Here is a 19,237-nt window from a genome sequence, read left to right as displayed (position 1 = left end):
TGCGTCATACGGATGGGCGTTTTGCAAGAAGCGCAGCAGGCTCCTGACTTCACTTAGAACAACCCTGCACATCGAATGCGCCAGGGTATGGCAAGTAAAGGGAAGGCATTAAGAGAGACAATAATAATGGTAGACAATAAAAAACGACCTGGTAAAGATCTCGACAGGATCGACCGCAACATCCTTAACGAACTGCAAAAGAATGGTCGAATTTCTAACGTCGATCTTTCCAAGAGTGTGGGTTTATCTCCTACACCCTGCCTTGAACGTGTCCGTCGCCTCGAGCGCCAGGGATTCATCCTGGGTTATACCGCGCAGCTGAATCCACACTATCTGGACGCGTCACTGCTGGTATTCGTTGAGATTACTCTGAATCGTGGTGCACCGGATGTGTTTGAGCAATTTAACGCCGCCGTACAAAAACTTGAGGAAACTCAAGAGTGTCATCTTGTTTCAGGCGATTTTGACTATCTGCTGAAAACCCGTGTTCCTGATATGTCGGCTTACCGTAAATTACTGGGCGAGACCCTGCTACGTCTGCCGGGCGTGAACGATACGCGGACCTATGTCGTCATGGAAGAAGTGAAACAAAGTAACCGCTTAGTCATTAAAACGCGGTAACACAGGGCAGGTGCAAAACCTGATAGTTTTCGGTACACTCCTGTGAATTCATACAGGTTCAGCGTCGGGCTCGCCCGGCGCTGTTGCCTCCATAGTTTACAGGCCCCTGGAGAGTACTCTTGAGCCAGGAATACACAGAAGATAAAGAAGTATCCTTACAACCGCTTAGCAGTGGGCGTCGTCTGCTCGAAGCGTTGTTGATTGTTGTGGCTCTTTTTGCCGTTTATCTGATGGCAGCGTTGGTGAGCTTCAATCCTTCCGATCCCAGCTGGTCCCAGACCGCCTGGCATGAACCTATCCACAATGTGGGCGGCGGCATTGGCGCCTGGCTTGCGGATACCCTGTTCTTCATTTTTGGTGTGATGGCCTATGCCATTCCTCCGGTCATTTTAGGCCTTTGCTGGATCACTTTCCGTCAGCGCCACTCTCAGGAATTCATTGATTACTTCGCAGTCGCCCTGCGCCTGATTGGCGTGCTGGCTCTGGTGATCACTTCATGCGGCCTTGCGGCGCTGAATGCCGATGATATTTGGTACTTCGCTTCGGGTGGCGTGATTGGCAGCCTGCTGAGTAATGCCATGGCGCCATGGTTCAGCAGCGCCGGTGGCACCTTGACGCTGCTGTGCATCTGGGCTGCGGGATTAACGCTCTATACCGGCTGGTCATGGCTCACTATCGCTGAGAAAATCGGTGGTGTCGTGATGGGCGTGCTGACTTTTGCCAGTAATCGTTCGCGTAACGATGAGCGCTGGCATGATGATGAGTATGAAGACGAGCAGGGCGAAGCGGCTCCGGCCGCACCTGTTCTGAAGCAAAGCGCCCGCAGCGAAGAAGATGATGTGCTGCTGTCTGCGCCGAAGAAAATACTGCAGGACGATGAGCATGAAGCAGAGGACAACGATCCGCTTCTGAGCAAATCGGCTGTGGCTGCAACTGCTGCACCATTGGCTGCGGCTCCGCAAGCTGAAGAGGCTCCTGCTGCCCCGGTTTCTCCGGTCGCCAGCGTTCAGCCTGCGCATGTTCCCGCTGAGCCTGCTTATGCTCCCGCTCAGGCGGCGACTCCCGTGACTGCCCAGCCTGTTGCGGCTGCGCCAGTAGCACAAACGCCTGAACTTTACCGCTTTGAAATGCCGGCTGAGACCACACCTGCACCTTCAGTGCAGGTGGATGACGAAGATGAAGGGCCACGGATGGGGAACTGGCGAGACAGTTCTTCGCCATTCGACTTCTCTGCTCCGCAGTCCACTCAGCCAACCGATATGGCTGCTGGCACTCAGGGTGTCGTGGCTGCGGCTAAAGTCGCGGCAGCGTCCGCGCCGTTTATGCCGGGATTCAGTGCGACCAGTGAGGCGCCGGTTAACCCTCAGGTTAAGCAAGGCATCGGCCCGGCATTGCCGCGTCCTAACCCGGTTAAATTGCCAACGCGTCGTGAACTGGCTTCTTATGGCATCAAATTGCCTTCTCAGCGTATGGCTGAAGAGAAGGCGAAAGAAGAGCAGGAACTGATGGGATCCACCTCCGCCACTCTGCCCGCTGCGGATGAAGATGCGATGGAGCTGGAAGAGGCCCATCTGCGCGAGGCCTTTATGGCTCAGCAGCAGACGCGCTATGGCGAAGAGTTCGCTGAAGATGATGAAGCCGCTCTGCAACAGGCTGCATTGGCTCGTCAGTTTGCTGAACAACAGCAGCAACGGTATGGCGAGGAGGAGCAGCAGCAGGCTCCGTCCTTCAAACTGGATACCGCTGGAGCGTTCGATTTCTCTCCAATGGATGATTTGGTGGATGACGGCCCAAGCGAGCCGCTGTTTACCTTGCCAGCAGAGACCGATAAGGCCGCAGAGCAGTGGCAACAGCACAGTTCTACGCCTGAACATGCGCCAGCACAGCAACCCGTCACGCCATCATGGCAGACGCCTCCGGCTCAGCCGGTCGCGCAGCAGCCACCGGCTCCGGTTACTCCGTCATGGCAGACGCCTCCGGCTCAACCGGTAGCACAGCAGCCACAGGCTCCGGTTGCCCCATCATGGCAGGCTCCTCCGGCTCAACCGGTAGCACGGCAGCCACAGGCACCGGTTGCCCCATCATGGCAGGCTCCTCAGGAAGCAGCGCCTGAGCCAGAACCGGCGAAACCGGCTGAAGATAGCTTGTTCCACCCGTTCCTCGTGCGTCATGAGCAACGTCTGGAACGCCCAACCACCCCGTTGCCTTCGCTGGATTTGTTGACCGAACCGCCGATTGAAGCTGAACCAGTCGATATGTTTGCCCTGGAGCAAATGGCCCGACTGGTTGAGGCCCGTCTGGCTGATTACCGCGTGAAAGCCGAAGTGGTTGGCATCTCACCAGGTCCGGTCATTACGCGTTTCGAACTGGATTTAGCACCGGGCGTGAAAGCAGCCCGTATTTCTAACCTGTCTCGTGACCTTGCCCGCTCGCTTTCAGCCGTTGCTGTTCGCGTGGTGGAAGTGATCCCTGGCAAGCCGTATGTTGGTCTGGAGCTGCCTAATAAGCATCGCCAGACGGTCTATATGCGTGAAGTGTTGGAGTGCGCTAAATTCCGCGATAACCCCTCACCGCTTGCCGTGGTATTGGGCAAAGATATTTCGGGGCAGCCGGTGATCGCGGATTTGGCCAAGATGCCTCACCTGCTGGTGGCCGGTACCACCGGTTCTGGTAAGTCGGTCGGCGTTAACGCCATGATTATCAGCATGCTTTATAAAGCCTCGCCGGAAGACGTGCGCTTTATCATGATCGACCCGAAAATGCTGGAACTGTCGGTCTATGAAGGCATTCCTCATCTGCTGACCGAAGTCGTTACCGACATGAAAGACGCCGCCAATGCGCTGCGCTGGAGTGTCGGTGAGATGGAGCGTCGTTATAAGCTGATGTCGGCGCTGGGTGTGCGTAATCTGGCAGGCTACAACGAGAAGGTGGCTCAGGCTGAAGCGATGGGGCGTCCAATTCCGGATCCATTCTGGAAACCGGGCGACAGCATGGATGCCACGCCGCCGGTGCTGGAAAAACTGCCGTATATCGTGGTGCTGGTCGATGAGTTCGCCGACCTGATGATGGCGGTGGGCAAGAAAGTTGAAGAGCTGATTGCCCGCCTGGCACAGAAAGCGCGTGCCGCAGGGATCCACCTGGTTCTGGCGACACAGCGTCCGTCGGTCGATGTGATTACCGGTCTGATCAAGGCTAACATTCCAACGCGTATTGCGTTCACCGTTTCAAGCAAGATCGACTCCCGTACAATTCTCGATCAGGCAGGCGCTGAATCGCTGCTGGGAATGGGTGACATGCTTTATATGCCACCAAACTCCTCGATGCCTGTGCGTGTTCATGGTGCCTTCGTGCGCGATGAGGAAGTTCACGCCGTTGTGCAGGACTGGAAGGCGCGCGGTCGTCCGCAATACATCGAGAGCATCACCGCTGGCGAAGAGAGCGAAGGTGGTCTGACGCTGGATGGTGATGAAGAGCTGGATCCGCTGTTCGATCAGGCCGTTGGCTTTGTGGTGGAGAAACGTCGTGCGTCTATTTCTGGTGTGCAGCGTCAATTCCGCATCGGCTACAACCGTGCGGCGCGTATTATCGAACAGATGGAAGCACAGGGGATTGTCTCTTCACCGGGCCATAACGGTAACCGTGAAGTGCTTTCCCCTCCGCCACATGAGATGTAAGTCGGCTGTCAGGTCAGTTTTGCCTTAAAATACGGGCCGGGGAGACCCGGCCCGTTGAGTTTCCGGGGCTTATCCCCATATCAGACAGTATTGCCAGTTTCATTCAGGGGATCCCCTGTTGATTTCGCTAGTGCCTGGCTACAGTTATCCTCCCAGGCTTCCCCGCTTATCGGGATAAAAAGTTTTAATAAGGATGCCCTAATGAAAAAATTATTGATCTCCTGCTGTCTGCTGACCGCCTTTGCCTCTGCAAGTGTACTGGCCGATGCGTCTTCAGACCTGCAGCAGCGTCTGGACAAAGTGAAGAGCTTCCACGCCAGCTTCACGCAGAAAGTCACTGACGGTAGCGGACAGTCCGTTCAGGATGGGGAAGGTGAGCTGTGGGTTAAACGCCCGAACCTGTTCAACTGGCATATGACCGCACCGGACGAAAGCGTGCTGATTTCTGATGGTAAAACGCTGTGGTTCTATAACCCGTTTGTTGAGCAGGTCAGTGCAACCTGGCTGAAAGATGCCACCAGTAACACGCCGTTTATGCTGATCGCGCGTAATCAGGGCAGCGACTGGAAGCAGTACAACATTAAGCAGCAGGGCGACAACTTCGACCTGACCCCTAAATCTACCGATGGCAACCTGAAGCAGTTCACCATCAATGTTTCCACTAACGGCACAATAAACCAGTTCAGCGCCGTGGAGCAGGATGGACAGCGCAGCAGCTATGCACTGAAGAGCCAGCAAAATGGGGCTGTTGAAGCCAGTAAGTTCCAGTTCACACCGCCAAAAGGCGTGACGCTGGACGATCAGCGTCAGTGAGGTTAGCGTGAATACTCTGTCTCTGGATTTCTCCCACAATGAATTTCAGCCTCTGGCCGCCCGTATGCGGCCAGCAACGCTGGCAGAATATATTGGGCAGCAGCACCTGCTGGCTGCCGGTAAGCCTCTGCCACGCGCCATCGAGGCTGGGCATCTGCATTCGATGATCCTGTGGGGGCCGCCAGGGACAGGAAAAACCACGCTGGCCGAAATTATCGGCCGTTACGGCCAGGCTGATGTGGAACGCATCTCCGCAGTGACGTCGGGCGTAAAAGAGATCCGCGAAGCCATCGAGCGCGCGAGGCAAAACCGCGATGCCGGGCGTCGCACCATCCTGTTTGTCGATGAAGTTCACCGTTTTAACAAAAGTCAGCAGGATGCGTTTCTGCCACATATTGAAGATGGCACCATCACCTTTATCGGTGCCACAACGGAAAACCCGTCGTTTGAGCTCAATTCAGCACTGCTTTCCCGTGCCCGCGTCTATCTGCTGAAATCGCTAACCAGTGAAGACATCGAAATCGTGCTCGATCAGGCCATGAAAGACAGCGATCGCGGTTATGGCAAAGAGAATATCGTTCTGCCTGAGGGTACGCGCAGGATGATTGCCGAACTGGTTAACGGCGATGCTCGCCGTGCGCTAAACACGTTGGAGATGATGGCCGATATGGCCGAGGTCAACAGCAAAGGCAAGCGGGAGCTGACGGCTCAACTGCTGAACGAAGTGTCAGGCGAACGCAGCGCCAGGTTCGATAATAAAGGCGATCGCTTTTACGATCTGATTTCGGCACTGCACAAATCGGTACGTGGCTCAGCACCTGATGCCGCCCTCTACTGGTATGCCCGTATTATTACCGCGGGTGGCGATCCGCTGTACGTTGCCCGTCGCTTGCTGGCAATCGCCTCGGAGGATGTGGGGAATGCCGATCCCCGGGGAATGCAGGTCGCTATTTCCGCCTGGGACTGTTTCACTCGTGTTGGGCCAGCGGAAGGGGAACGCGCGATTGCCCAGGCTATCGTATATCTGGCTTGTGCACCGAAGAGCAACGCGGTTTATACCGCGTTTAAAGCCGCGATGCGCGACGCAAAAGATAATCCAGATTTCGATGTGCCTGAACATCTGCGAAACGCGCCGACCAAGCTGATGAAAGAAATGGGGCTGGGTGCGGAATACCGATATGCCCACGACGAGCCGAACGCCTATGCGGCTGGTGAGGACTACTTCCCCTCTGAAATGGCACAAACGCGGTACTACCGACCGACTTCCAGAGGTCTTGAAGGGAAGATCGGTGAAAAGCTAGCCTGGCTGGCTGAGCAGGATCAAAATAGCCCGACAAAACGCTACCGTTGACACTGACGTTGCGGTAAGGTTAGCAAGGAATTCAACGCATCCGCACGCCGGATGCGCCCCTCATTTACTCACTCGAATAATCACAGGACAAGCATGCTCGATCCCAATCTGCTGCGTAATGAGCCAGACGCAGTCGCTGAAAAACTGGCACGCCGGGGCTATAAGCTTGACGTTGACACGCTGCGTTCGCAGGAAGAGCGCCGTAAAGTTCTGCAGGTCGAAACCGAAACACTGCAGGCAGAACGTAACTCCCGATCCAAATCTATCGGGCAGGCCAAGGCGCGTGGGGAAGACATCGAGCCATTACGTCAGGAAGTGAACGCGCTGGGCGAAAGCCTGGATGCGGCCAAAGCGGAACTGGACGAACTGCTGAACGCCATTCGTGAAATGGCTTCTGCTATCCCGAATATCCCGGTTGATGAAGTACCACTGGGTAAAGACGACAGTGAAAACCTCGAAGTCAGCCGCTGGGGAACCCCGCGTGAATTTGATTTCGCCGTTCGCGATCACGTCGAACTGGGTGAAATGGCTTCCGGTCTGGATTTCGCCATGGGCGCCAAACTGACAGGTTCACGCTTTGTGGTGATGCAGGGTCAAATTGCGCTGATGCACCGTGCGCTGAGCCAGTTTATGCTGGATCTGCACACCGAGCAGCACGGCTATCTGGAAACTTACGTTCCTTACCTGGTGAACCATGCGTCTTTGCACGGCACCGGCCAGCTGCCTAAGTTCGGTGAAGACCTGTTCCACACTCGTCCGCTGGAAGAAGAAGCGTCCAGCAGCGATTATGCGCTTATCCCGACTTCAGAAGTACCGCTGACCAATATGGTTCGCGATGAAATTCTGGAAGAAGAGTCTCTGCCGCTGAAGTTCACCGCGCATACACCTTGCTTCCGTTCAGAAGCCGGTGCCTATGGTCGTGATACCCGTGGCCTGATCCGTATGCACCAGTTCGATAAAGTTGAAATGGTGCACATTACCCGTCCGGAAGATTCCATGGATGCGCTGGAAGAACTGGTCGGACACGCGGAGAAGGTGCTTCAGCTGCTGGAACTGCCATACCGTAAAGTGTTGCTTTGCACCGGTGATATGGGCTTTGGCTCATGCAAAACTTACGATCTGGAGGTGTGGCTGCCAGCGCAGGACACCTACCGCGAAATCTCTTCCTGTTCGAATATGGGCGATTTCCAGGCGCGTCGCATGCAGGCTCGTTGCAGACCGAAAACCGAGAAGAAAACCCGCCTCGTTCATACCCTTAACGGGTCTGGTCTGGCAGTGGGTCGTACGCTGGTGGCGGTGCTGGAAAACTACCAGCAGGCTGACGGTCGCATCGCGGTGCCTGAGGTTCTGAAGCCGTATATGAAAGGTCTTGAGTTCGTCGGTTAATTTCTGACTTGCTCCTGCTAAAAAGCCTGCTGGTTACGCCCGCAGGCTTTTTTTTGTTTAAGGCCCGGCGTATAGCAAAAATCGTCTGCATCGCTACGGCAATATTTTTTAATCAAAGTAATCAATGGGACAGGAAAATTATCTGATTATGAGACTCGGATGTAAATAAAAGCGTCCTAATTTCAATCGGTTAATCGCGCCCCTTAAATCAGTCTGTTTCTGCCTTCTCTGGCATGATAAGTAATTTAAATCATCGCTAATCCCTTTGGGCTTCAGCCTTTTTTTGCCAGATTGACTTTTATTCCGGCAGTGGCATTATGCGCGCAAAATCATCTCTTCTTTTGGTAGTTCCGCCACTATGTCCACCTGGTCTCGCCCTGTTATTGTGCTGCTTTGCGGCCTTCTGCTGCTGACGATTTCGATCGCCGTGCTGAATACGCTGGTGCCGCTTTGGCTCACGCACGATTTCCTGCCAACGTGGCAGGTTGGGGTGGTCAGTTCTTCTTACTACACCGGTAATCTGGCAGGCACTCTGGTTGCAGGTTGGGCAATCAAACGACTGGGCTTTAACCGCAGCTATTACATCGCTTCAGTGCTCTTTGCGCTGGCTACCGCCGCGTTAGGGCTGGAAAGCGGTTTCTGGGTTTGGGCTATGTGGCGTTTTGTTGCCGGAATTGGCTGCGCACTGATTTGGGTTATCGTTGAAAGCGCCTTGCTGTGCAGTGGAACGCTACGTAATCGTGGTCAGCTGCTGGCTGCCTATATGATTGTCTACTATATCGGTACCGTTGCCGGTCAGCTGTTGGTGAGCAAGGTTTCCACAGAACTGCTGCATGTTCTGCCGTGGGTAACCGGTATAATCGTGGCGGCTATCCTGCCGCTGGTCTTCACCAAAGTGACGGCCAAAGGGGACGACACGGAAGCCGCACCAGGACGTATGTGGCCAATGCTGCGCCGTCGTAGCGCGCGTTTGGGTATCAACGGCTGCATCATCTCCGGCATCCTTCTTGGTTCGTTATATGGTCTGATGCCGCTGTATCTCTCCCATCAGGGAATGAATGATGCCACGGTGGGATACTGGATGGCTTTGATGGTCAGCGCCGGAATTGTCGGGCAATGGCCTGTGGGTCGCCTGGCCGATCGCTATGGCCGCCTGCTGGTGCTGCGCGTACAGGTGTTTGTGGTTATCCTCGGCGCCTTTGCAATGTTGGGTAATGCGGCAATGGCACCTGCGCTGTTTGTGTTGGGTTGTGCCGGCTTTACGTTGTATCCGGTTGCCATGTCCTGGGCCTGTGAAACGGTCGTTCATCATGAGCTGGTCGCAATGAATCAGGCTCTGTTACTGAGCTATACCGTTGGCAGTCTGCTTGGCCCGGCGATGACCTCAATGCTGATGCAGAACTATTCTGACCCTGTGCTGTTTATGATGATTGCCGCTGTGGCCTTTGTCTATTTGGTGATGCTGCTGCGTAAATCTGATAAGCAAGCCACGCCATTCGCGCAAGCCTGATACTGCGTACGCAATAAAAATGGCGCCATTGGGCGCCATTTTTGTTTGTGCTGTTTGAGAGGATCAGTACATCACCTTGTGACCGTAACCTTCAAGAATGGATTTAACCCGGTCCATCGTTTCCGCCTTCGGTGGATGCACGCCGTCCAGTTTGTACTCCTCACCCATCGCGACCCATTTATGCTTGCCTAATTCGTGATAAGGCAGCAGCTCGATTTTTTCCACGTTGCCCATATCACGGGTGAATTCACCCAGACGGTGTGCGGAATCATCATCATCAGAATAACCAGGCACCACAACATAACGGATCCAGGTGCGGATTTTCTTCTTAGCCAGGTAGCGGGCGAAATCCAGCGTGCGGTGGTTAGAAACCCCCACCAGGACCTGGTGAACATCATCATTGATCTGCTTCAGATCCAGCATCACCAGATCGGTTACTTCCAGCAGTTCATCAATGACCGGGTCATAGCGACGGACAAAACCGTTGGTATCGAGGCAGGTATTGATGCCTTCAGCGTGGCAGGCTCGGAACCAGTCCCGCACAAACTCCGCCTGTAAAATTGCTTCTCCGCCTGAAGCCGTCACGCCGCCGCCGGACGCATTCATAAAGTGACGATAAGACACCACGTCCTTCATCAATTCCTCAACGGTAATCTCTTTACCGCCATGGGTATCCCAGGTATCACGGTTGTGGCAGTAGAGGCAGCGCATCAGGCAGCCCTGGAAGAAGGTGATAAAGCGGATGCCGGGACCGTCTACAGTCCCGCAAGATTCGAATGAGTGGATACGGCCGGTGACTGACATTGCGATGAGTTCTCCACGGTAGACCTGCCTTTAGCAGGTACGCAGTCTTTAGCTGCGTTAAGTCTGTTTTGCCAGCGGTCTGGTTGGACGGTCAGGCTGCTGGCAAACAAGGCTTTTGAAAAGGCTCCACCGAAGTGGAGCCTTACTGCTTCGCTAATTACATACTCTTAGTGAAGGTACGGGTGATCACATCCTGCTGCTGCTCTTTAGTTAATGAGTTAAAGCGAACGGCATAACCCGAAACGCGAATGGTCAGCTGCGGATATTTTTCCGGATCTTCCATCGCTTCTAACAGCATCTCGCGGTTCATCACGTTGACGTTGAGGTGCTGACCGCCTTCGATATTGGCTTCATGGTGGAAGTAACCATCCATCAGACCAGCCAGGTTCGCTTTACGCACATCATCATCTTTGCCTAACGCATTCGGCACGATGGAGAAGGTGTAAGAGATCCCGTCTTTCGCGTAGGCAAACGGCAGTTTAGCGACCGATGTCAGTGAAGCGACTGCACCTTTCTGATCGCGACCGTGCATTGGGTTAGCACCTGGTCCAAATGGTGCGCCAGCGCGACGGCCATCAGGTGTGTTACCGGTTTTCTTACCATACACCACGTTAGAGGTGATGGTGAGGACAGACTGAGTAGGAACGGCGTTACGGTAAGTTTGCAGTTTCTGAATTTTCTTCATGAAACGTTCAACCAGGTCGCAGGCAATGTCATCTACACGGGAGTCGTTGTTACCAAACTGTGGATATTCGCCTTCAATTTTGAAGTCAACAGCCAGACCATCTTCATCACGAATGGTGGAGACTTTCGCGTATTTGATAGCCGACAGGGAGTCAGCCGCAACGGACAGACCAGCGATACCACACGCCATAGTGCGATAAACATCACGGTCATGCAGCGCCATCAGTGAGGCTTCATAGCTGTATTTGTCATGCATATAGTGAATGACGTTCAGCGCAGTCACATACTGTTTGGCCAGCCAGTCCATAAAGTGATCCATACGATCCATCACTTTATTGTATTCCAGCACGTCGTCCATCATTGGCGCTTCTTTCGGGCCCACCTGCATTTTCATTTTTTCATCCACGCCGCCGTTGATGGCATACAGCATGGTTTTAGCAAGGTTGGCACGCGCACCGAAGAACTGCATTTGTTTGCCGACAATCATCGGGCTTACACAACAGGCGATGGCATAGTCATCGTTGTTGAAGTCAGGACGCATCAAATCGTCGTTTTCATACTGGACAGAAGAGGTATCGATCGAGACTTTCGCCGCAAATTTCTTAAAGTTCAGCGGCAGCTTTTCAGACCACAGAATGGTCATGTTCGGTTCCGGTGAAGGCCCCATAGTGTAAAGGGTATTCAGGAAACGGAAGCTGCTTTTGCTCACCAGCGTACGGCCATCAACGCCCATACCCGCCAGGGATTCTGTTGCCCAGATTGGGTCACCCGAGAACAGTTCATCGTATTCCGGCGTACGCAGGAAGCGAACCATACGCAGTTTCATCACCAAGTGGTCAATCAGTTCCTGAGCGTCGGTCTCAGTAATTTTACCTGCCTGCAGATCCCGTTCGATATAGATATCCAGGAAGGTAGAAACACGGCCGAACGACATTGCTGCACCGTTCTGAGATTTCACTGCGGCCAGATAACCGAAGTAAGTCCACTGAACCGCTTCCTGCGCCGTTTTCGCCGGGCCAGAAATGTCACAACCGTATTTTGCTGCCATCTCTTTGATCTGCTGCAGCGCATGATGCTGATCGGCAATCTCTTCACGCAGACGAATAGTGGCTTCAAGGTTTACGCCATTTTCCATATCTGCCTGCAGCGAGGTGAACTGCGCAAATTTGTCTTTCATCAGCATGTCGATGCCGTACAGGGCAACACGACGGTAGTCACCGATGATGCGACCGCGACCATACGCATCTGGCAAACCGGTCAGCACGCCAGATTTACGGCAGCGCAGGATGTCCGGTGTGTAGACGTCGAACACGCCCTGGTTATGGGTTTTACGGTATTCGCTGAAGATTTTTTTCAGGCCTGGATCCAGTTCACGACCGTAAACTTTACAGGAGCCTTCCACCATTTTGATGCCGCCGTAAGGGATCAGGCCGCGTTTTAATGGCGCTTCAGTCTGCAAACCCACGATGGTTTCCAGTTTTTTATTGATGTAGCCCGCATCATGAGAGGTGATGGTCGAAGCCAGGTCGGTATCAAAATCTACTGGCGCATGGGTACGGTTTTCCTGTTTGATGCCTTCCATCACCTTGTCCCACAGGGACGTGGTGGCTGCGGTGGCACCGCTCAGGAAGGATTCATCACCTTCATACGGGGTATAGTTTTTCTGAATGAAGTCACGCACGTCAATGCTGTTCTGCCATTCGCCTTGTGCAAAGCTTTCCCAGGCCGCGACCTGTTTTTCGTTGTGCTCGCTCATTTGATACCTACCTTAATTACGTGGAGTTCTGGTGTTCCTGCTGCCAGCCGTCAGCAACAGGCGCTAAATCAGTTTGTGGCGCAATCAGTCATGACCGCTGTCGCGCAGATAAATCACCCAATAAGTCAATCCAACCAGGAAACCGCCGCCGATAATGTTGCCTATCGTCACCGGGATCAGATTATCGGTAATAAAGTCGCTGACGGTCAGGTGTGAGAACTGGGCAGCGGTTGTCCCTGTTGCCTGCCAAAATTCGGGGCCAGAGAAGTCCCGGATAACGATGGCCAGTGGGACAAGAAACATATTGGCAATGCTGTGCTCAAAGCCGCTGGCCACGAACATCGCGACCGGAAGCAGCATCGCTAACATTTTGTCTGTCAGGGTCCGGCCGGAATAGCTCATCCATACCGCCATACAGACCATCAGATTCGCCAGGATCCCCAGGCAGACCGCTTCAAGGAAAGTATGGTGCATTTTATGGTCAGCGGTTTGCAGGACATTGAGCCCCCAGGCACCGTTGGCCGCCATTGCCTGTCCAGCGAACCAAATCAGAGCCACGAAGAACATCGCACCGAAGAAGTTGCCGACGTACACGATGATCCAGTTGCGGGCCAGCTGTAACCAACTGATGCGTCCGCTGGCTTTCGCGACGATGGTCAGTACGGTTGAGGTGAACAGGTCAGCCCCACAGACGACGACCAGCATCAGACCGAGAGAGAAGCACAGACCCCCCACCAGTTTGCTCATGCCCCAGGGGGACGTACCAGAACCCGTAGTGGCAGTGATATAGAAGACAAACGCGATGGAGATGAAGACACCGGCGGTGATCGCCAGAAAAAATGTGGTGAAGGGTTTTTTTGTCGCTTTATAAACGCCGGCTTCTTCGGCCACTTTGGCCATTTCAGACGGTAAGAGTAAGTCGAACGGGTTGCCAGCTTTCACACTAACTACTCCCTAAATTAGTCAACGACGAAATACTAACAAAGGAGTATAGGTTAGAAATTGATGTGGATCATGTTGGCCTGGAGTACCTGCGCTTAATGGCCTTTTTTAAGTAGGGTTAATGATTTAATTAATTGAAAAGTATGAATTAAATACTTTTTAATTTTCTAAAAAAAAGTTGAATTAAGCACGAATTGCGCTTTGTTTAAACGAGGTTATTCAATGAAATGTAGCTGGAAGGTTAAAGTATTCGTTTTATGACAATTAGACGTTACTTTAAAATAACATTAGAAGATTAAGAGAGTGTGGAAAGGGCAATCGAGACCGGTCCCGATTGCCCTGAAGTCTTATTTCCAGTTCAGGCGTTTTGCCTGTTGCAGCTTCTCGTAAGCGGCAAGCAAGGACTGATGAGCCGGGAAGGCCATCAGGTCTTCATCAACTGACTGCAGACCATAGAAAGGGGCTTCGCCACTGATTGCAGCCGAAGCGGCTTCAACCGCATCCAGTCCGTACATCCGCACAAATGCAGTATGATACTGCACCGGATCGCGTCCTTCTTCCTGGCTCAACAGCAGCAGCGTTTGCAGGCAACGATAGTAGTTAGCGCGCGCTGGAGTGAAGATAGAGTTGTTGAACTCCATGGTCCATTCCGTCCAGATCAGCGCCTGATCCAGATCGCCACCGGCCAGCGCCAGCATCGCTTTCAGCTCACCAATACGCAGCGTGTACCAACCATTGTCTTTACCCGTTGCCAGGCCAAGCAACTCGCGCACACGGGTGAAGTCATCGTGACCATCTTCATCCAGACGCTCAATCAGTGACAGATAGTCCTCTTTTTCCCACTGAGTTTCTGGCAACGACAGCAGCGTTTCGCGCAGATACGCGCCCATGCTGTTGTTGGCCAACAGCAGATCTTCCGCAGGATAAATATCAGACATCCCCGGGACGATGATACGACAAGCGTAGACGTCCAGATGCTGGTAATCAGCGATGTAGACTTCCTGATCTTCAGCTTTGAAGATTGCCATCAGCGTCGCGAACTCTTCTTCCGTTGACCCGTCGAAACGCCAGTCAACAAACGGATAATCGGCATCGTCTTTGAACATGTCCCAGGAGATCAGGCCGCTTGAATCAATGAAGTGCGTCTCGAGGTTGGCATGTTCAGCGACTTCTTCATCATCGAAGGTTGGCGGCGTGAACACATCCAAATCTTTCAGGCTACGGCCCTGCAGCAGTTCGGTAACGGTACGTTCCAGCGCCACGCCAAAGTCAGGATGCGCGCCAAAGGAAGCGAAACAGGTGCCATTTTCTGGGTTGAAAAGGACCACGCAGATAACCGGGTACTTGCCACCGAGCGAAGCATCGTAAGAGAAAATCGGGAACCCTTCGGCTTCCAGCTTATTGATCGACTCCACCACGCCCGGATAACGATCCAGCACGGCTTGTGGGATCAACGGCAGGCTGATGGATTCGGCAATAATACGATTTTTGATGTAGCGTTCGAACACTTCAGACAGGCCCTGTACACGCGCTTCATTCGGCGTGTTGCCGGCAGACATGCCGTTGGAGACATACAGGTTACCGATGATGTTCATCGGGATATAAACCGTCTGCTGATCGGATTGGCGCGTAAATGGCAGGGCGCAAATGCCACGATCGCTATTGCCTGACTGCAGATCAATCAGATCGCTGGCGCTGACTTCCTGCTCTGGATCATAAAAGGCGGTCAGACGTTCGTCCAGAATACCGGCTGGCAGGCTGTCGTCTTCTGGGAGCGGGAACCATTTTTCATTTGGGTAATGAACGAAGTCACCGTTGGCCACCTTGTTGCCCAACCAGAAGTCGGCGAAAAAGTAGTTAGTCGACAGACGTTCGAAGTATTCGCCCAGCGCGGAGGCCAGGGCAGCTTTCTTGCTGGCGCCTTTACCGTTGGTAAAACACAGCGGGCAGTCGCGGTCTCTGATATGAACGGACCAGACGTGGGGAACCGGGTTCAGCCAGGAAGCTTCTTCAATATTGAAGCCCAGATCCTGCAATTTTTGCTGAAAGCGTGCGATGGAATCTTCCAGCGCGGCGTCTTTGCCTGGAATATACGTTTGCGTCATAGTGCCCACTCGTTTTGGGTTGTGCCGAAAGTGCGCAATGATACGGGGTTTCTGTCCGATCCGCTACGCGAGGGGGGAAATTACTGTAGCCACCGGCCGGCATCATTCCGGAACTGGTCGGCTGACCCGATTAATCATTGCAGCGGCGGATGGGCAATGATAAAACCGATAGCAGAATAGCAATCGATTGATCTGAAAGTGGTGAGGGGAAATGAGTCAGGTTTTCAATTTTAGCTCCGGCCCAGCGATGCTGCCGGCGGAAGTTCTGCGTCGTGCCGAACAAGAACTGCGTAACTGGCAGGGATTAGGGACGTCCGTGATGGAAATTAGCCATCGCAGTAAAGAATTTATTCAGGTTGCCGAAGAGGCTGAGAAAGATTTTCGTGACCTGTTAAAGATCCCTTCAAACTACAAAGTCTTGTTCTGTCACGGTGGGGCGCGTGCACAGTTTGCGGCGATCCCAATGAACCTGTTAGGCAATAAGACTACTGCCGATTATGTTGATGGTGGCTATTGGGCACACAGCGCAATCAAAGAAGCGCTGAAATACTGCACACCTAACGTCATCGACGCGCAAACCAAGGTAGATGGCCTGCGGGCAATCACTCCGATGAGCAGTTGGGCATTGTCTGATGACGCTGCTTACGTTCACTACTGCCCGAATGAAACCATTGATGGCGTTGCTATTAATGAAGAGCCAGATTTTGGTGATAAAGTGGTGGTGGCCGATCTCTCCTCAACCATCCTTTCGTCCCCACTGGATATCAATCGTTACGGCGTTATCTATGCTGGCGCGCAGAAGAACATTGGACCGGCTGGCTTAACCCTGGTCATCGTTCGTGAAGACCTGTTAGGCAAAGCCAAGAAAGAGCTGCCTTCGATTCTGGATTACAAGGTGCTCAGCGAAAACGAATCGATGTTCAATACGCCACCAACCTTTGCCTGGTACCTTTCTGGCCTGGTATTCAAATGGCTGAAAGAGCAGGGCGGCGTGGCCGAACTCGATAAGCGCAATCAGGCTAAAGCCGACCTGTTGTACAGCACCATTGATAACAGTGGTTTCTACCGTAACGAAGTGGCGACCGCCAACCGTTCTCGCATGAACGTGCCTTTCCTGCTGGCCGACTCTTCGCTGGATAACCTGTTCCTCGATAAATCTGTCGCAGCTGGCCTGCATGCGCTAAAAGGCCACCGCGTAGTTGGCGGCATGCGTGCCTCAATTTACAATGCGATGCCGTTAGAAGGTGTGAAAGCACTGACTGATTTCATGATCGATTTCGAGCGTCGTCACGGCTAAGTCAGCCTGATTGCTCGTAGCCAGTTGGAACCCCGCAAGGCTGCGGGGTTTTATTGTTTTTAATTTGGAGAATATGTTTCGCATGTTGGAATCCCTGACCCTACAACCTGTCGCGCTGGTCGATGGCACCGTAAACTTACCTGGCTCCAAAAGCGTATCAAACCGCGCATTGTTGCTGGCGGCGCTGGCTAAAGGCACCACTCGTCTGACCAACTTGCTGGACAGTGATGATGTGCGCCATATGCTGACGGCATTGAAAGCGCTGAACGTCAGTTATTCGCTTTCCGACGATCGTACTGTCTGTGAAGTCACTGGTCAGGGTGGTCCACTGCATGCGGAAGGCCCGGTAGAACTCTTTTTAGGTAACGCCGGCACCGCAATGCGCCCGCTGGCTGCAGCACTCTGCCTGGGAAGTAATGACATTGTCTTAACCGGTGAGCCACGGATGAAAGAGCGTCCGATTGGGCACCTGGTGGATGCGTTGCGTCAGGGTGGGGCTGAAGTCAGCTACCTGGAGCAAACAGATTATCCGCCGCTGCACCTGAAAGGCGGCTTTAGCGGTGGCGAAGTGTCGGTGGATGGTAGCGTTTCAAGCCAGTTTCTTACCGCTCTGTTAATGACGGCACCGCTGGCACCGAACGACACTAAAATTGTGATCAAAGGCGATCTGGTTTCTAAGCCTTATATCGACATCACTCTGAACCTGATGCGTACGTTCGGCGTAGAAGTGAAGAATGATAACTACCGTGAATTCCACATTGCCGGAAATCAGCAGTATGTTTCACCTGGCGAATACCTGGTAGAAGGTGATGCTTCTTCGGCTTCCTATTTCCTGGCCGCTGCGGCCATTAAAGGCGGAACCGTTAAGGTGACCGGTATTGGCCGTAACAGCATGCAGGGCGATATCCGCTTTGCCGATGTGCTGGAGCAAATGGGCGCGGTGATTGAGTGGGGAGATGACTATATTTCCTGTACCCGTGGCGATCTTAACGCTATCGATCTGGATATGAACCACATTCCTGATGCGGCGATGACAATCGCAACTGCGGCGCTGTTTGCCAAAGGCACCACGGTGATGCGTAACATCTACAACTGGCGCGTTAAGGAAACCGATCGTCTGGCTGCAATGGCAACAGAATTGCGTAAAGTCGGCGCTGAAGTGGAAGAGGGCCACGATTACATTCGCGTGACGCCACCACAAACGCTGAAGTTTGCCGAGATTGGCACGTATAATGATCACCGTATGGCGATGTGTTTCTCGCTGGTGGCGTTATCCTCAACGCCGGTCACTATTCTTGATCCAGGCTGTACCGCGAAAACCTTCCCCGACTATTTTGAGCAGTTGGCGCGTATCAGTCAGTTGGCATAATTCTGCAAATCCGCTGCATTCAGGTGCAGCGGATTGCGAGCCAACTCACGTCCTGCAAGGTTGTTCCCCTCATCATCAGCATTAATCTGACAAATAATTTAATCTCGACCAGGCTTAGGGGTAACGATCCTTGCGTAAGCTGCGTATAATGCCCGTCGATATTTGCCTGGGCAGCTAACAGGCATTCCACCGACAGGAGAATGAGATGACGGCTATAGCCCCGGTGATCACGATTGATGGCCCAAGCGGTGCTGGTAAAGGGACCCTGTGTAAAGCGATGGCTGAAGCCTTGCAATGGCATCTGCTGGATTCGGGCGCAATCTACCGCGTCCTGGCACTGGCTGCTTTGCATCATCAGGTGGATATTACTTCTGAAGAAGCACTGGTGCCGATTGCAGCCCATCTCGACGTGCGTTTTGTCTCGACCAACGGTGAGATGGAAGTGATCCTGGAAGGGGAAGATGTTTCTGGCGAAATCCGCACTCAGGATGTCAGCAACACCGCGTCAAAAGTGGCTGCATTCCCTCGCGTGCGTGAAGCATTGCTGCGTCGTCAGCGCGGATTCAGGGATTTGCCAGGTTTGATTGCTGATGGTCGCGATATGGGCACCGTGGTTTTCCCTGATGCACCGGTGAAAATCTTCCTGGATGCCAGCTCGGAAGAGCGTGCGCACCGTCGTATGCTACAGTTGCAGGATAAAGGCTTTAGTGTTAACTTTGAGCGCCTTTTATCCGAGATAAAAGAACGTGATGACCGCGATCGTAATCGCGCCATTGCACCACTGATACCGGCAGACGATGCGCTGGTGCTGGATTCAACCAGCATGTCGATTGAGCAAGTTATTGAAACTGCACTCAATTATGCGCGTGAAAAGTTGTCCTTGCCGCAGTGAATCACGGGCCAAACTGCCCGTAAGAATCCCCTA

13 protein-coding genes are annotated in these 19,237 nt (G+C 53.3%); 9 read left to right on the top strand and 4 right to left on the bottom strand.

Annotated elements, in window-relative coordinates; genetic code table 11:
- Positions 1-126 precede the first annotated feature (126 nt).
- From lrp to AC0IXH_RS09565, 6 genes are all read left to right on the top strand, one after another.
- The gene (gene lrp, locus AC0IXH_RS09590; protein ID WP_013201514.1) at positions 127-621 is read left to right on the top strand and encodes a leucine-responsive transcriptional regulator Lrp; all 495 of its coding nucleotides are present in this window, start codon (positions 127-129) and stop codon (positions 619-621) included.
- 119 nt (positions 622-740) lie between these two features.
- Positions 741-4,295, top strand: coding sequence for a DNA translocase FtsK 4TM domain-containing protein (locus AC0IXH_RS09585; RefSeq protein WP_471720361.1), 3,555 nt, complete (start codon positions 741-743; stop codon positions 4,293-4,295).
- A 201-nt stretch (positions 4,296-4,496) separates the two neighbouring features.
- Positions 4,497-5,108, top strand: coding sequence for an outer membrane lipoprotein periplasmic chaperone LolA (gene lolA, locus AC0IXH_RS09580; RefSeq protein ID WP_013201516.1), 612 nt, complete (start codon positions 4,497-4,499; stop codon positions 5,106-5,108).
- Between the two features lie 7 nt (positions 5,109-5,115).
- Entirely contained in the window at positions 5,116-6,459 is a 1,344-nt protein-coding gene (locus tag AC0IXH_RS09575) for a replication-associated recombination protein A (RefSeq protein ID WP_053145798.1), read from the top strand.
- 93 nt (positions 6,460-6,552) lie between these two features.
- Positions 6,553-7,845, top strand: a complete 1,293-nt coding sequence (gene serS, locus AC0IXH_RS09570) for a serine--tRNA ligase (RefSeq protein WP_013201518.1) — start codon at positions 6,553-6,555, stop codon at positions 7,843-7,845.
- Between the two features lie 358 nt (positions 7,846-8,203).
- A complete protein-coding gene (locus AC0IXH_RS09565) occupies positions 8,204-9,355 on the top strand; it encodes an MFS transporter (protein ID WP_471720360.1) in 1,152 nt (383 codons plus the stop codon).
- Positions 9,356-9,418: 63 nt separating this feature from the next.
- On the opposite strand, the gene pflA is transcribed toward AC0IXH_RS09565, so the two are convergent.
- From pflA to ycaO, 4 genes are all read right to left on the bottom strand, one after another.
- Entirely contained in the window at positions 9,419-10,159 is a 741-nt protein-coding gene (gene pflA / locus AC0IXH_RS09560; RefSeq protein ID WP_013201520.1) for a pyruvate formate lyase 1-activating protein, read from the bottom strand.
- A gap of 157 nt (positions 10,160-10,316) precedes the next feature.
- Positions 10,317-12,599: a formate C-acetyltransferase gene (pflB, locus tag AC0IXH_RS09555; RefSeq protein WP_134823818.1), complete on the bottom strand. Its 2,283-nt coding sequence runs from the start codon at positions 12,597-12,599 to the stop codon at positions 10,317-10,319.
- 84 nt (positions 12,600-12,683) lie between these two features.
- Positions 12,684-13,541: a formate transporter FocA gene (gene focA, locus AC0IXH_RS09550; RefSeq protein ID WP_013201522.1), complete on the bottom strand. Its 858-nt coding sequence runs from the start codon at positions 13,539-13,541 to the stop codon at positions 12,684-12,686.
- Between the two features lie 347 nt (positions 13,542-13,888).
- A complete protein-coding gene (gene ycaO, locus AC0IXH_RS09545; RefSeq protein WP_013201523.1) occupies positions 13,889-15,646 on the bottom strand; it encodes a 30S ribosomal protein S12 methylthiotransferase accessory factor YcaO in 1,758 nt (585 codons plus the stop codon).
- 211 nt (positions 15,647-15,857) lie between these two features.
- Between ycaO and serC the strand changes: the two genes are divergently transcribed.
- The 3 genes from serC (at position 15,858) to cmk (ending at position 19,204) form a co-directional block, all read left to right on the top strand.
- The gene (serC, locus tag AC0IXH_RS09540) at positions 15,858-16,943 is read left to right on the top strand and encodes a 3-phosphoserine/phosphohydroxythreonine transaminase (protein WP_471720359.1); all 1,086 of its coding nucleotides are present in this window, start codon (positions 15,858-15,860) and stop codon (positions 16,941-16,943) included.
- Between the two features lie 85 nt (positions 16,944-17,028).
- Positions 17,029-18,312, top strand: a complete 1,284-nt coding sequence (gene aroA / locus AC0IXH_RS09535; RefSeq protein ID WP_151038745.1) for a 3-phosphoshikimate 1-carboxyvinyltransferase — start codon at positions 17,029-17,031, stop codon at positions 18,310-18,312.
- Positions 18,313-18,517: 205 nt separating this feature from the next.
- Positions 18,518-19,204: a (d)CMP kinase gene (cmk, locus tag AC0IXH_RS09530; RefSeq protein ID WP_013201526.1), complete on the top strand. Its 687-nt coding sequence runs from the start codon at positions 18,518-18,520 to the stop codon at positions 19,202-19,204.
- Positions 19,205-19,237: the final 33 nt, after the last annotated feature.

Source organism: Erwinia sp. AC075 (assembly GCF_979253995.1).
Note: the sequence above shows the minus strand (reverse complement) of the source record. Positions and strands in the feature narration are given on the sequence as shown.

What these genes read in the sequence shown, in the direction of transcription:
- lrp (WP_013201514.1), top strand. Translation starts at nt 127, where the DNA reads ATGGTAGACAATAAAAAACGACCTGGTAAAGATCTCGACAGGATCGAC.
- lolA (WP_013201516.1), top strand. Translation starts at nt 4,497, where the DNA reads ATGAAAAAATTATTGATCTCCTGCTGTCTGCTGACCGCCTTTGCCTCT.
- serS (WP_013201518.1), top strand. Translation starts at nt 6,553, where the DNA reads ATGCTCGATCCCAATCTGCTGCGTAATGAGCCAGACGCAGTCGCTGAA.
- AC0IXH_RS09565 (WP_471720360.1), top strand. Translation starts at nt 8,204, where the DNA reads ATGTCCACCTGGTCTCGCCCTGTTATTGTGCTGCTTTGCGGCCTTCTG.
- pflA (WP_013201520.1), bottom strand. Translation starts at nt 10,159, where the DNA reads ATGTCAGTCACCGGCCGTATCCACTCATTCGAATCTTGCGGGACTGTA.
- pflB (WP_134823818.1), bottom strand. Translation starts at nt 12,599, where the DNA reads ATGAGCGAGCACAACGAAAAACAGGTCGCGGCCTGGGAAAGCTTTGCA.
- ycaO (WP_013201523.1), bottom strand. Translation starts at nt 15,646, where the DNA reads ATGACGCAAACGTATATTCCAGGCAAAGACGCCGCGCTGGAAGATTCC.
- serC (WP_471720359.1), top strand. Translation starts at nt 15,858, where the DNA reads ATGAGTCAGGTTTTCAATTTTAGCTCCGGCCCAGCGATGCTGCCGGCG.
- cmk (WP_013201526.1), top strand. Translation starts at nt 18,518, where the DNA reads ATGACGGCTATAGCCCCGGTGATCACGATTGATGGCCCAAGCGGTGCT.